Source organism: Actinoplanes sp. NPDC019969, assembly GCF_055562375.1.
Map to the genome: position 1 here is coordinate 247153 of NZ_JBVHFK010000009.1, position 13107 is coordinate 260259.

A 13107-nucleotide genomic window follows, 5' to 3' on the forward strand; every position below is an offset into this window, starting at 1 on the left:
CCGTGTCAACCCTTGTCGGCGCCGGCCGTCAATCCTTCGGTGAGGAGCCGCTCCGCCGCGAAGAATATGATCACAATCGGCAGGGTCAGCACAACAGAACCGGCCATCAGGACGGTCTTGCTGACCTCGATGCCACCCGACAACTGCGCCAGGCCGAGCGAGACTGTCCAATCGGCTCGATCTTCCACCAGGAAGAGCAGCGCGAAGAGGAACTCGTTCCAGGCGATCATGAAGACGTAGAGGGCGTTCGCCATGACGGCGGGCGCGGCCAGCGGCAGGATCACCTTGCGCAGCGTCTGCAGGCGGCTGTACCCGTCGACCGCCGCCGCCTCCTCCAGGCTGGCCGGGATCGTCGACAGGTAGTTGCGCAGCATGTAGATCGAGACCGGGACGGTCTGGGCGATGTACACCAGCGTCAGGCCGCCCAGCGACCCGCGCAGCCCGAGCCGGGTGAACAGCACGAACAGCGGGATCGCCAGCAGGATCGACGGGAACAGGTACACCGAGAGGAACAGGAAGTGCACCTGCCGGCGGCCGGCGAACCGCAGGCGGGCCACCGCGTACGAGCCGGGGATCGCCACCAGCAGGGTCAGCGCCGTCGCGGCCACCGACACGATCGCCGAGTTCAGCAGGAACTTGAGGAACCCCTGGCCGCCGTCCTCCACCGAGGTCAGCACCTCGCGGTAGGTGCGGGTGGTCCACTCCGACGGCGCGATCCACAACTGGCCGGGGTTCTGCAGCAGGTCCTCGATCGGGCGGATCGACAGCAGCAGCATGTAGAGGAACGGGAACAGGGTGATCAGCGCGATCACCGCGATCACGATCGGCCGGAGCACCCGCAGGATCCGGGTCTCCACCTCGGCGCGGTCGGCCATCAGCCCTCCCCCTCGGCGGCCTCGATGCGGGGCGCGAAGAAGCGCAGATAGATCACCAGCAGGACGAGCAGGCCGGCGGCGAGCACCAGCGCCTGCGCGGCGGCGGCGCCGATGTCGAAGCGGGCGGTGAGGTACTCGTACACCCGGACGCTGACCACCTCGGTGCCGGCGCCGCCGCCGGTCAGCAGGTAGACGTCGTCGAACTTGTTGAACGTCATGATGAACCGCAGCACGCTGAGCAGGGCGATCACCGCCCCCAGCTGGGGCAGCAGGATGTGCCGGAAGATCTGGGTGGGCGCGGCGCCGTCGACCCGGGCCGCCTCCTCCAGGTCACCGGGCACCGCCTGCAGCCGGGCCAGCAGGAACAGGAACGCGAACGGGAAGTACCGCCACGTCTCGAAGGCGATCACGGTGAGCAGGGCCAGCGGCACATCGAGGTGCAGGCCGAGCAGGTTCAGCGTGTACTCGCGCTGGCTGAGGAACGCGATCGGCCGGTCCCAGCCGAGGAACCGCACCCCCCAGTCGTTGACCAGCCCGAACTGCGGGCTGAGCAGGACGTTCCAGACGAAGGCGACGGCCACGACGGGTGCCACGTACGGCAGCAGCACCGACCCCCGGACGAACGTGCGGCCCCGGAACCGGCCCCGCAGGGCGAGCGCCGCGATCAGGCCGAGCACGATCGAGCCGAACGTGGCGCCGACCGTGTAGACCAGCGTGGTCCACAGCGACGACCAGAACCCCGGCGAGCCCAGCACCGTCTCCAGGTTCGCCAGGGTGTACTGGCCGAAGACGCCGGCCCGGCGCACGTTGATCAGCCGGATCCGCTGGAAGGCCAGCATGACCGTCCAGAGGATCGGGATCACCACCACGACCAGGACCACGACCAGGGTCGGGGACAGGTAGGCGAGCCCGGCGCGGCTCTCCCGCTGCCGGGCGGTCAGCGGCTTCTTCACCCGAGGGATTTCTGGATCGCCTTGACGTCCTCGGTCGCCTGTTTCGCCGCGCCTGCCGCGTCCAGCTGGCCGCCGGCGAGATCGTTGATCGCCTTGGGCACCGGCAGCTCACCCAGGGTGGCGCCGACCAGGGCGCCCTGTTTCTGCGGGAACCCCCAGCGCTGGAAGGTGTCCGGGCTCTTGGCCAGGGTGTCCAGCACGTCCGCGGGGTAGATCTCGGCGAGCGGCTTCTTGGTGTCGACGCCGGCCGGCAGCGACTTCCAGTCGGCGGCGCCCTGGCGTACCGGAAGCTTGCCCTCGGGGGCGATGGCGAGCCAGTCGGCGTAGCCCTCGTTCATCATGTACGCGACGAACTTCTTCGCCTGATCACTGCGCGGGCTGTCCTTGGTGATCGCCCAGCTGGTGATCTCGCCGAACTGCGCGGGCTGCCCGCCGGGACCGGCGATGCCGGCGACCACCCCGGTGTTCTTCGCCAGCCACGCCGGGTCGCTCTTGCACTGCGCGCAGGTGGGCAGGGCGTCGTTGCGCAGCCCGGCCAGCTCGTCGAGCAGGAACGACGACCAGACGACCATGGCCGCCTTGCCGGAGAAGTACGTGGCCCGGGTGGTGTCGACGTCCTGGGCGCCCGGCACCGACCACTTCTTGACCAGGTCCTCGTACAGCTGGAAGGTGGCCACGCACTGCGGCGAGTCCAGTTGCACGGTCTTGGCGTCGTCGACGAGCTGACAGCCGTTGCCGAGCGCCAGGTTCTCGAAGGTCTGCTGGGTGAAGGCGTCGTTGCCGACCGTCGCGATGGTCATCCCGGCGACGTCCTTGGAGTTCAGCCTCTCGGCGGCGGCGCGGATCGCGTCGTACGTCTCCGGCTTCGGCAGGCCCGCGGCGTCGAAGAGGTCCTTGCGGTAGAACAGCAACTGCGCCCAGGCATCCGACGGTACGGCCAGCTGGGCCCCGTCCTGGCTGGTCAGCTCGAGGGCCCGGGGCGAGAATCCGCTCGCCCCGAGCTGGTCGACGACGGCCTTGGCGGCCGCGGTGTCGACCAGCTCGTTGGTGTGCATCTGGGCCACGGCCGCGAGCGGCAGCGCGCCGACGACGTCCGGCAGGGTCCCGGCCGCCGCCGCGTTGGTGATCAGGTTGCTGAACTGGTTCTCGTCGGTGGCCACCAGCTTGACCGGGATGCCGGTGGCGGCGGTGAACTCGTCGACGATCTTCTGGGTCGCCTGCATCCGGTCGGTCAGGTTCTCCAGGCTCCAGACGGTGAGGGTGCCGCCGTCCTCGCCGCCGCCGTCGTCGCCGCACCCGGCGAGTGTCACGCTGAGCATCAGGGCCGCCGCGGCAGCCGACCACCTGGACCTCGTCATTGAGATGCACCCCCCGCAACAGATGGGTTCCATCAATGACGTTAAGTCCGTGACGGGGGATGCGCGACCCGTGGACTACCAGTTCACCGCGATGTACTTGGATTCCAGGTATTCCAGCAGCCCCTCGTGGCCGCCCTCCCGGCCGATGCCGCTCTGCTTCACCCCGCCGAACGGCGCCGCCGGGTCACTGACCAGGCCCCGGTTCAGGCCGACCATGCCGGCCTCGATCGCCTCGCTGACCCGCAGGCCGCGCGCCAGGTCCTGGGTCCAGACGTACGCCACCAGGCCGTACTCGGTGTCGTTGGCGAGCCGGACGGCTTCCGCCTCGCCGGTGAACGTGACGATCGGCGCGACCGGCCCGAAGATCTCCTCGCGCAGGATCGGCGCGTCCGCGGCGACCCCGGTCAGCACCGTCGGCGGGTAGTAGAAGCCCGGGCCGTCCGGCCTGCTGCCGCCGGTGATCGCCTCCGCGCCGCCGTCCAGGGCGCCCTTGACCAGGCTGTCCACCTTCGCCACGGTGTTCTCGTTGACCAGCGGGCCGACCTGCGTTGCCTCGTCCGTGCCGGGCCCGACGACCAGCGCGGACATCCGCTGCGCGAGTTTGCGGGCGAACTCGGCGGCGACCGGCGCCTCGACGAAGAACCGGTTCGCGGCGGTGCACGCCTCGCCGCCGTTGCGCATCTTCGCGATCATCGCCCCGTCCACGGCGGCGTCCAGGTCGGCGTCGGCGAACACCACGAACGGCGCGTTCCCGCCCAGCTCCATCGACGTGTTGACGACGTTCTCGGCGGCCTGGGCGAGCAGGATCCGGCCGACCTCGGTGGAGCCGGTGAACGACAGCTTGCGGACCCGCGGGTCCCGCAGCATCGCCGACACCACCCGGCCGGAGCTGCGCGACGGCAGCACGTTGACCACGCCCTCCGGCACCCCGGCCTCGGCCAGGATCGCCGCCATGGCGAGAGCCGTCAGCGGGGTGTCGCTGGCCGGCTTGAGGATCACCGTGCAGCCGGCCGCCAGGGCCGGGCCGATCTTGCGGGTGGCCATCGCGGCCGGGAAGTTCCACGGCGTGACCAGCAGGCACACGCCGACCGGCTGCCGGGTCACCAGGATCCGGTTGGCGCCGGACGGGGCGGTCGCGATCGCGCCGTCGGCCCGGACCGCCTCCTCGGCGAACCAGCGGAAGAACTCGGCCGCGTACGCCACCTCGCCCTTGGCGTCGACCAGCGCCTTGCCGTTCTCCAGGCTGATCAGCTTCGCCAGCTCGGCGGCCCGATCGGTCATCAGCTCGAAGGCCCGGCGGAGCACCTCCGACCGTACCCTCGGGGGTGTCGCGGCCCAGCCCGGGCCCGCCGCCGCCGCCGCGTCCACCGCGGTGATCGCGTCCGCCTCGCCGCCGTCGGCGACCGACGCGATCACGTCACCGGTCGCCGGATCGTGCACGTCGAACCGGCCGGCCGCCGACGCCGGCACCCATTTCCCGCCGATGAACAGTTCGGTCTCCACCACAGCTCCTCACGTCGAACAGGTCCCCCGGTGAGCATCGTCCCCCGTGCAGGGTTGTGCCACGCCTCCAGTGGGCACATAACAGTCATGGCTACGATCACTCAGCGCATCCAGGCATTCCTGCAGAGCCCGAACGGCCGCAAGCTGACCGAGCAGGGCCGCCGTCAGCTCGCCAAGCCGGAGAACCAGGCCCGTCTCCGCAACCTGTTCACCCGGCTGCAGAACCGCGGGCCGCGCCGTTAACCTCGGCGTTCGTGTGGTGGCGTGACGGGGTCGTCTATCAGGTGTATCCGCGCTCGTTCGCGGACTCCTCCGGCGACGGCGTCGGTGATCTGGCGGGCCTCACGGCCCGCCTCGATCACATCGCCGGGCTGGGCGCCGACGCGATCTGGCTGACCCCGTTCCAGCGGTCGCCGCAGACCGACCACGGGTACGACGTCAGCGACTACACGGACGTCGACCCGCTGTTCGGCAGTCTCGCCGACTTCGACGCGCTCGTGGCCCGGGCCCATGACCTGGGCCTGCGGGTGATCGTCGACATCGTGCCGAACCACTGCTCCGACCAGCACCCGCTCTTTCGGGCGGCGCTCGGCGGCGACCCGTCGGCGCGCGCGCGTTTCCACTTCGCCGCCGAGCCCAACGACTGGCCCAGCGTCTTCGGCGGGCCCGCCTGGACCCAGGTGGCGGACGGCTCGTGGTACCTGCACCTGTACGCGCCGGAACAGCCCGACTGGAACTGGCGTGACCCGCGGACCGCCCCGTTCTTCGACGACGTGCTGCGGTTCTGGCTGGACCGGGGCGCCGACGGCCTGCGCATCGACGTCGCGCACGGCCTGTTCAAGGCCGACGGCCTGCCGCCGCTGCCGCCCGGCACGGTGCCCGAACCCGGCCGGCTGCGCGGGAACCCGCTGTGCTGCGACCAGCCGGAGACCATCGAAGTCTACCGCCGGTGGCGGACGATCACCGACGCGTACGATCCCCCGCGCGCCCTGATCGGCGAGGTCAACCTGGACCCGCACCGCGCCGCGGCGTACGTCGGCCCGGACCGCCTGCACCAGTCGTTCGCCTTCGAGTTCCTGATCGCCCCGTGGAGCGCCCCCGCCTGGCGCGACACCGTCACCCGGCTGCTCGCCCACCCGCCGGTGACCTGGGTCGTCGAGAACCACGACGTGGTGCGTACCGCCACCCGGTACGGCAGCCCGGCCCGCGCCCGCGCCGCCCTGCTGACGATCCTGGGCCTGCCCGGCGCCGCGTACCTGTATCAGGGCCAGGAGTACGGCCTGCCGGAGGCGGACGTGCCGGACGCCGCCCGCCAGGACCCCGCCTGGCGGCGCTCCGGCTTCTCCCGCGACGGCTGCCGCGTCCCGCTGCCCTGGCCCGGCGGTTTCTTCCCGCCCGGCTCGGCGCCGCCGTGGCTGCCGGTCCCGGACGGCTGGGACGAGCATCTGACCTCGGCGACCCTGCCGCTGACCCGCGCCGCGATCGGGCTGCGCCGCGAGCTGGCGCTGTCCCCCGACGACCCGGTCACCGTCACCGTCGACCACGACGACCGGCTGCTGGCACAGCGGCCCGCCCTCACCCTGGCCGTCGCCATGGGCGCCGGCCCGGTCCCGCTGCCGCCCGGCCGGGTCCTGCTGACCAGCGGCCCGCTGACCGCCGACGGCGCCCTGCCGCCCGACACCGCCGCCTGGGTCACGGTTTCAGCGGGGGAGCAACATCCCCCTCGTGCTTGAACCGGCCCGCGAACGACCGATAGGCCCGGCAGTCATCACTTTCGGGGGAGTCACGCGTGTCCAGTCGTCAGTTCGTCACATTCGAGGTCGCCGGCCAGTTCTTCGGCGTGGACGTGGACGCCGTGCAGGAGGTGCTGTCGTACAGCGAGTACACGCCGGTGCCGATGGCGCCCAGCGCGGTCGGCGGACTGTTCAACCTGCGCGGCCAGGTGATCGCCGCGGTGGACCTGCGGGTGCAGTTCGGGCTGCCCCGCCGGGACATGACCGGCCTGGTGATGAATGTCATCGTGCGGCACGACGGCGAGCCGGTGAGCCTGCTGGTGGACCGCATCGGGCAGGTGGCCTACCTGGAGGCGCAGCTGTTCGAGGAGCCGCCGGCGACGCTGACCGGCCCGTCCCGGGCGCTGGTCACCGGCGCCTACAAGACCGACGGCCGGCTGCTGCTGGTCCTCGACGTCGCCGAGTGCGTGAACACGGCCCGCGTCACGGCGTGAACGCGGCGATCACGGCCGGGCGGTGAACAGCGGACCTGATCACAGCCTAGGCTGTCGGGAGTGGCCAAGTACTTCGACGTGCACCCGGACAACCCGCAGCCGCGCAGCATCGCCCAGGTCGCCGACCTGATCCGCGCCGACGGGCTGATCGCCTACCCGACCGACTCGTGTTTCGCGCTGGGCTGCCGGATGGGCAGCAAGGACGCCCTGGAGCGGCTCCGCGCGATCCGGCACCTGGACGACCGGCACCACTTCACCCTGCTGTGTCATGACTTCGCCCAGCTCGGGCAGTTCGTGACGATCAACAACGCGCTGTTCCGGGCGGTGAAGGCCTCGACGCCGGGGCCGTACACGTTCATCCTCCCGGCGACCAAGGAGGTGCCGCGCCGGCTGCTGCACCCTAAGAAGAAGACCGTGGGGGTACGCATCACCGCGCACGCGGTCGCCCAGGCGATCCTGGCCGAACTCGGTGAGCCGATGGTCTCCAGCACCCTGCTGCTGCCCGGCGAGGACGAGCCGATGACCCAGGGCTGGGAGATCAAGGAGACCCTGGATCACGTGCTCGACGCGGTCGTCGAGGGCGAGTGCGGCACCGAGCCGACCACCGTCGTCGACCTGTCCGAGGGCGCCCCGGAGATCCTGCGGGTCGGTGCCGGCGACCCGGGCCGGTTCACCGCGGCCGAAGTCTGATCCGCAGCTCGGCCGCGCCCGGATGGTCGAGTTTCTCCAGCAGCGCGAGCGCCTGCCGCCAGTGTCCGGTCGCCGAGGACAGGTCGCCGACGTGCGCGTACGCGTCCCCGAGATGCTGCCGGATCTCGGCCTCGTTGAGCAGGTCGCCGGCCGTCCGGTACAGGTCGAGGGCCCGCTGGTAGGCCGCCACCGCACGGTCGTGGTCGCCGAGGTGGTGGTGGGCCCAGCCGAGGCTGTCCCAGGCGGCCGCCTCGCCGTACCGGTCGCCGAGCTCCTGCTGCAACCGCAACGCCTCGGCGCAGTGCCGCAGGGTCAGCTCGTGGTTCCCGGCCCGGCCCAGGTACCACCCGAGGGCGTTGAGGGCGCGGGCCTCCCCGCACCGGTGCCCGGCCCGCCGGTAGAGCTCGAGGGCGCGGGTGGTCAGGTCGAGACAGTCCTGCTCGCGGCCCTGCTGCTCGCGCAGCCAGGTGAGGCTGAACAGGGTGTGCGCCCGGCCGACCAGGTCACCGGCCCGCTCGTAGAGGCGGTCCGCGGCGGCGTAGTGCGGTTCCGCCTCGTCGTACCGGCCGAGCTGCACGTAACCGCGGGCCAGGACCCGCTGCGCGAGGGCCTCGGCACGGACCTCGCCGCGGTGGCGGGCGGCGGCGACGGCGATCCGCTCCACGGTGATCCAGTCGTCCCAGTGGCCCTGCCGGTCCAGGAAGTCGATCACCACCCAGGGCAGCTGCCAGCCGTAGTCCTCGTCGGCGTGCCGGATCAGCGCCATCAGGCCGGCGTGCTCGGCGGCGAACCACTCCAGGGCGGCGGCCTCACCGCGGATCGGCTCCGGCCGCACACCCGGCGCGGGCGCGGCGAGACGCAGCGGCTCACGCTGCGGGTCCAGGCGCAGCGCGGCCTCATGACCGGTGTGCAGGTGGTGGTCGAGGAGGCGGCGGGCCGCGGGTTCGCGTTCGGTTGCGGTCAGCAGATCGGCGGCGTACGCCCGGAGCAGATCGTGCATCACGTACCGGCCGGGCCGGTGTTCCGTGATCAGGCTGGCCGCCACCAGCTCGGCGAGGGCGGCGGCCGTCACCGACTCGCCGAGGCCGCTGCCGGCGAGTTCGCAGCAGCCGGGCACCGCGGAGGCCGCGGCCCGGCCGGAAACGCCGGGCCGGTCGGAAACGCCCGCCAGGGAGATCGCCGCGGCGACCGAGAGGTCCGGTCCCGGGGTGACGCCGAGCAGCCGGAACATCCGCTGCCCGGCCGGGCTCAGGGCCCGGTAGGACCAGGAGAACACGGTCCGCGGGTCGGTCTCGTCGCCGAGCAGTTCCGGCGCGCCGAGCCCGTCGAGGCGCGAGCCGGCGATCTCGGCGGCCAGCTCGCCGAGCGTCTGCCCGGCCCGCATCGCCGCCCGCGCCGCCACCGTGACCAGCGCCAGCGGCAGCCCGGCGGTCGCCGTGACCAGCGCGGCGACGGTGCACGGCTCGGCGGCGAGACGGCCCGCGCCGAGCCGGCCGGCGAGCAGTTCGCCGGCCTCGCCGGGATCCAGGGCGTCCAGCGGGACGGGTAGCGCGCCGTGCGAGGCGACCAGCCCGGCGAGCCGGTCCCGGCTGGTCACCACGGTCACGCAGTCGCCGGCGCCGGGCAGCAACGGCCGGACGTGCGCGGCGTCCCGGACGTTGTCCAGCACGATCAGCAGCCGCCGCCCGGCGAGCAGGCTGCGCAGCAGGCCGGTGCGGGCGTCCAGGCCGGCCGGCACCGGGTGGCCGGGGGCGAGCGCGACGACCAGGTTGCGGGCCGCCTCCTCGGGCGCCATCACGTCCTCGCCCCGGTCGAAGCCGCGCAGGTTGAGGTAGAGCTGGCCGTCCGGGAACCGGTGCCGGGCCCGGTGTCCCCAGTGCACGGCCAGGGCGGACTTGCCGACGCCGGGCGGGCCGGTGACGGCGGCCAGGCGCGCGCCGCCGGTGAGCGCCCGGTCCAGGGCGGCGAGCTCGGCGCGGCGGCCGGTGAACGCGATGGCGTCGGCGGGCAGCTGGGCGGGCGCGCCGGGCCGGGGCCGGGCGCTCACCGCGGGCCCGGCCGCGCCGCGCAGGATCCGGGTGTGCAGGCCGGTCAGCTCCGGGCCGGGTTCGCTGCCCAGCCGGTCGGCGATGGCCTCCCGGGTCCGGGCGAACGCCTCCAGGGCCTGTGCCGGCCGCCCGGCCGCGACCAGCGCGTCCATGAACACCGCGACCAGGCCCTCGACGGTGGGGTGCTCGGCGGCGAACGGGGCGAGCCGCTCGGCGACCTCCTCGGCCCGGTCCAGGCGCAGCGCGGTCCGGCCGAGCCGGGTCATGACGTCGAGCCGTTCCCGGCCCAGGGACTCCCGGATCCGGGCCGCCCAGCCGCCCGGCACCCCGCCCAGCGCCTCGTCGTCCCAGCCGTCCAGGGCGTCCAGCAGCAGGAAGGTGGCACGGGCGTCGTCGCCGGCCTCCTCGGCGGCGCGGGCCTCGAAGACGAGGCGGCGGGCCCGGTGCAGGTCGACGGTGTCGGCAGGGCAGTCGATCAGGTATCCGCCGGCGGTGTACCGGATGCCGCCGGCGCCGGGCACCGGGTCGAGGACGCGGCGCAGGCGGGTGGCGTACGGCGCGAGCGGAGTGGCCGACCGCGGCGGCGAGTCGCCCCAGATCCGGTCGATCAGGGTGCCGGCGGGCACCACCTGGCCGGGGGTGAGCAGCAGGGCGGCGAGCAGGCAGCGTTGTTTGCCGGTGCCGAGATCCACGCCCTCCGGCCCGTCGGACAGCCCTACCGGCCCCAGCAGACGCCAGCGCATCGCGTCGATCCCCCGTTGTTTCCCGTACCCCCGCCGTCGAGGGCGGGGTTGAAACGATTGCCGATGTGCAAGCGATTTGCAAACGGGGGCCGTCACCATGGTCCCCGCGTCCACGACGACCACGGGGGGTCGTGGACGTCCTGACGTCCATGGGGGGCGACGCCGGAGGCGGTCATGCCGCCTCCGGCACTCCTTCAGGCGAAGATCTCCAGGGGGACGGCCTCGGCCAGCGCCGCCGTTCCCGCGTCGTTGGGATGCAGCCCGTCGCCGGCGTCGAAGTCCGGCAGCAGGCGCCGCGGATCGGCCGGATCGCGCACCGCCGCGTCGAAGTCGATCACCGCGGGGTACTCCCCCGACGTCCGGATCCAGGCGTTCAGCTCCTCCCGCTTCGCCAGGTTGCTCTTGCTGGCGATGGGCTGGTGCGCGCCGAACGGCAGCAGCGTGCCGCCGGCGATCCGGATCCCGGCGGCGGTGGCCCGGCGGATGAGGTCCCGGTGCCCGGCGATCAGCCGCGCGACCGGGATGTTCGGGTCGTGGGCGAGGTCGTTCACGCCGATCAGGGTCACCACGTCGCGGACACCGGGCTGGGTGAGCACGTCCCGGTCGAACCGGCGCACGCCGGGCGCCCCGATGTACGCGTGCGGCGCCGCCCGCCCGGTCGGGTCCTCGTAGCCGTAGAACAGCCGGTTGCCGCTGAGCCCGGCGTTCAGGACGCCGCGTGACCGGCCGGACGCCCGCAGCCGGGCCGCGAACAGGTCCGGCCAGCGCACGTTGGTGTTCTCGGTGGTCGCGATGCCGGAGGTGATCGAGTCGCCGAAGGCGGCGATGGCGGACACCCCGTGGACGGTGCGGACACTGACGCCGCGGACCCACAGGTAGTCGTTGACCACGCGCCGGCCGCCGAGGAGCCGGACCACTGTCGTGGTGGTCTCGTCGCCGGGCAGGATCGTGTTCGTCTGCCGGGCGCGCGGGCTGACCGTGCCGGTGACGGTGCGTTCCGGCAGGTACAGGCTGAGCACCAGGTCCTCGCCGGGTTTGACGGCCATCCGCACGGCGTCGCTGGTGAGCGCCTCGCCCGGCCGCAGGAACGTCTCGGCGGCGCCGCCGAAGGTGAGCGGGCGGTCGCTGCCCGGGACGGTGTCGCAGGAATCACCGGTTCCGGCGCGCTGGGCGAGGCGGGCCGCGCCGATCCGTACCGGTTCGGCGCCGTATTCGTTGGTCAGGGTGACGCGAGGGAGATCACCGCCGACGCTGACGTGGATCACCTGCCGGACGGTGTGGCCGCCGTCCAGGGTGAGCACCGACGCGGGCGGCACGGCGGTCGGCACACACGCCCAGGTGCCGACCCGGACCGGATCCGGGAAGGCCGCCTCGCTGGGCGTGGCCAGCACGACGGCCGCGGAGGTGCTGCCCAGCAGCAGACCACGGCGGGTCACCGCGCGGTGCATCGGCGACCAGCTCGGCGCCCCGGCGAAGGCGCCGCTCCCCCGGAGGCGGTTCACTATTCCAGTAAAATACCTTTTATCACCTATACGGGTAAAATACGTATAGTCGCGAAGACGCGTCAAGCTCTCCCCCGTGTATCGCTCCCCCGGCAGCATGAGGAAGGTACACACTGCCGGAGGAGCGGTCACAAGGGCGTCAACCTGTGGCGCAGGTCAAGTTCTGGACCTGTGGGGTGGCTGTGCCCGAGGCCAGGAATCCGAACGTCACATGGCCGTTGGCCGGCACGCTCCCGTTCCAGCTCTCCGGGGTGACCGAGACCAGGGATCCCGTGCTGGTGGACTTTCCGCTCCACACCTGGGCGAGCTTCTGCGCGCCCGGCCAGGTCCAGGAGATGTTCCAGCCGTTCACCGGCGTCGTGCCGGCGTGCACCATGACCTCGCCCTGGAATCCGCCGGTCCAGGCCGAGGTGACGGTGTACATCGCGGTGCAGGAGCCGGGGACCGGCGGGGGCGGCGTGGTCGTGGAGGTGGACGGCGACGGGCTGGTGGTGCCCCCGCCGCCGATGCCGGTGACCTCGCCGTTGCCGCCGTCGAAGACCACGTCCGAGCAGCCGTAGAAGGTCTCCTGGCTGTCCGAGCGCGACCACACCGAGTAGATCAGGTGCTTGCCGGTCTTGTTCGCCGGCAGCCGCCCGTTCCAGTAGTAGTGCCCGTCGTCGGTGCCCGGCCCGCCGTTCGCGGGCGGGTTGGTCACCTGGTCGAACGGCGTGGACTCGAGGTCGCTCCAGGCGAGCGGCTTGGCCGGGTTGTAGCCGTCCTTGGTGATGTACAGCGAGAACGTGCCCGGGTGCTTGGCCCAGTTGTTGTACTTGAACTGCACGTTCGCGCCGGCCGTCAGGTGGGTGGTGGGCCAGTCGTCCCGGGCCAGGTTGAACCCGGTGAAGTTGTACGGCCCACCGGTCCCGCCGCTGCACAGCTGACCGTCCGGGAGGAACCCGTTGACCCGCCCGGCCCCGTCGGAACGGAGCACGGCGAACCAGTTGTAGAGCGAGGTGACCCCGCTCTGGGCGACCGCCGCGGCGCAGGCCGGGTTCTTCGGCTCGATCGCCCCGGTCTGCGGGTTACGGCCGTCCTGGTAGCAGAACCAGGTGCGGCTGCCGGGGACCTGGATCGCCCCGTGCGCCTGGGCCGGGGACGCCTGGACTGCCAGGACGCCGGCCGCGGCGGTGAACAGGACCACCGCGGCCATTCTCAGTAGTTTCATG

11 protein-coding genes are annotated in these 13107 nt (G+C 72.5%); 4 read left to right on the forward strand and 7 right to left on the reverse strand.

The genetic code is table 11. The features are described 5' to 3' along the window. Positions 1-5 precede the first annotated feature (5 nt). The 4 genes from ACZ3II_RS26815 to ACZ3II_RS26830 all read right to left on the reverse strand — a co-directional run bounded on the left by ACZ3II_RS26815 (position 6) and on the right by ACZ3II_RS26830 (position 4689). Positions 6-875, reverse strand: a complete 870-nt coding sequence (locus tag ACZ3II_RS26815; protein ID WP_465520497.1) for a carbohydrate ABC transporter permease — start codon at positions 873-875, stop codon at positions 6-8. After that, positions 875-1828 carry a carbohydrate ABC transporter permease gene (locus tag ACZ3II_RS26820; protein WP_465520498.1) on the reverse strand — a complete coding sequence of 318 codons (954 nt, stop codon included), beginning with the start codon at positions 1826-1828 and terminating at the stop codon, positions 875-877. The genes ACZ3II_RS26815 and ACZ3II_RS26820 overlap by 1 nt, the downstream gene beginning before the upstream one ends. Then, positions 1825-3186: an ABC transporter substrate-binding protein gene (locus tag ACZ3II_RS26825; RefSeq protein ID WP_465520499.1), complete on the reverse strand. Its 1362-nt coding sequence runs from the start codon at positions 3184-3186 to the stop codon at positions 1825-1827. Before ACZ3II_RS26825 ends, ACZ3II_RS26820 begins: the two co-directional genes overlap by 4 nt. Positions 3187-3261: 75 nt before the next feature. Further along, the gene (locus tag ACZ3II_RS26830) at positions 3262-4689 is read right to left on the reverse strand and encodes an NAD-dependent succinate-semialdehyde dehydrogenase (RefSeq protein WP_465520500.1); all 1428 of its coding nucleotides are present in this window, start codon (positions 4687-4689) and stop codon (positions 3262-3264) included. An 87-nt stretch (positions 4690-4776) separates the two neighbouring features. Here ACZ3II_RS26830 and ACZ3II_RS26835 point away from each other — a divergent pair, with 87 nt between their 5' ends. The 4 genes from ACZ3II_RS26835 to ACZ3II_RS26850 are packed head-to-tail and all read left to right on the forward strand — an operon-like array spanning position 4777 to position 7606. Next, positions 4777-4932, forward strand: a complete 156-nt coding sequence (locus ACZ3II_RS26835) for a hypothetical protein (RefSeq protein WP_465520501.1) — start codon at positions 4777-4779, stop codon at positions 4930-4932. An 11-nt stretch (positions 4933-4943) separates the two neighbouring features. After that, positions 4944-6422 (forward strand): alpha-amylase family glycosyl hydrolase, encoded by a 1479-nt coding sequence (locus ACZ3II_RS26840; protein ID WP_465520502.1) that lies wholly within the window; start codon positions 4944-4946, stop codon positions 6420-6422. A gap of 56 nt (positions 6423-6478) precedes the next feature. Continuing rightward, positions 6479-6916, forward strand: coding sequence for a chemotaxis protein CheW (locus ACZ3II_RS26845; RefSeq protein WP_465520503.1), 438 nt, complete (start codon positions 6479-6481; stop codon positions 6914-6916). A gap of 60 nt (positions 6917-6976) precedes the next feature. Next, a complete protein-coding gene (locus ACZ3II_RS26850) occupies positions 6977-7606 on the forward strand; it encodes an L-threonylcarbamoyladenylate synthase (protein WP_465520504.1) in 630 nt (209 codons plus the stop codon). Here the strand turns inward: ACZ3II_RS26850 and ACZ3II_RS26855 are convergent. The 3 genes from ACZ3II_RS26855 to ACZ3II_RS26865 form a co-directional block, all read right to left on the reverse strand. Further along, the gene (locus ACZ3II_RS26855; protein ID WP_465520505.1) at positions 7587-10397 is read right to left on the reverse strand and encodes an AfsR/SARP family transcriptional regulator; all 2811 of its coding nucleotides are present in this window, start codon (positions 10395-10397) and stop codon (positions 7587-7589) included. The genes ACZ3II_RS26850 and ACZ3II_RS26855 overlap by 20 nt on opposite strands. A 194-nt stretch (positions 10398-10591) precedes the next feature. After that, complete coding sequence (locus ACZ3II_RS26860) at positions 10592-11899, reverse strand: SGNH/GDSL hydrolase family protein (RefSeq protein ID WP_465520506.1); 1308 nt, start codon at positions 11897-11899, stop codon at positions 10592-10594. Between the two features lie 139 nt (positions 11900-12038). After that, positions 12039-13106 (reverse strand): lytic polysaccharide monooxygenase auxiliary activity family 9 protein, encoded by a 1068-nt coding sequence (locus tag ACZ3II_RS26865; protein ID WP_465520507.1) that lies wholly within the window; start codon positions 13104-13106, stop codon positions 12039-12041. Position 13107 lies beyond the last annotated feature (1 nt).

Bases quoted from the DNA above. Each gene is read 5' to 3' on its own strand.
- ACZ3II_RS26815 (WP_465520497.1), bottom strand. From the start codon at position 875: ATGGCCGACCGCGCCGAGGTGGAGACCCGGATCCTGCGGGTGCTCCGG.
- ACZ3II_RS26825 (WP_465520499.1), bottom strand. From the start codon at position 3,186: ATGACGAGGTCCAGGTGGTCGGCTGCCGCGGCGGCCCTGATGCTCAGC.
- ACZ3II_RS26835 (WP_465520501.1), top strand. From the start codon at position 4,777: ATGGCTACGATCACTCAGCGCATCCAGGCATTCCTGCAGAGCCCGAAC.
- ACZ3II_RS26855 (WP_465520505.1), bottom strand. From the start codon at position 10,397: ATGCGCTGGCGTCTGCTGGGGCCGGTAGGGCTGTCCGACGGGCCGGAG.
- ACZ3II_RS26865 (WP_465520507.1), bottom strand. From the start codon at position 13,106: ATGAAACTACTGAGAATGGCCGCGGTGGTCCTGTTCACCGCCGCGGCC.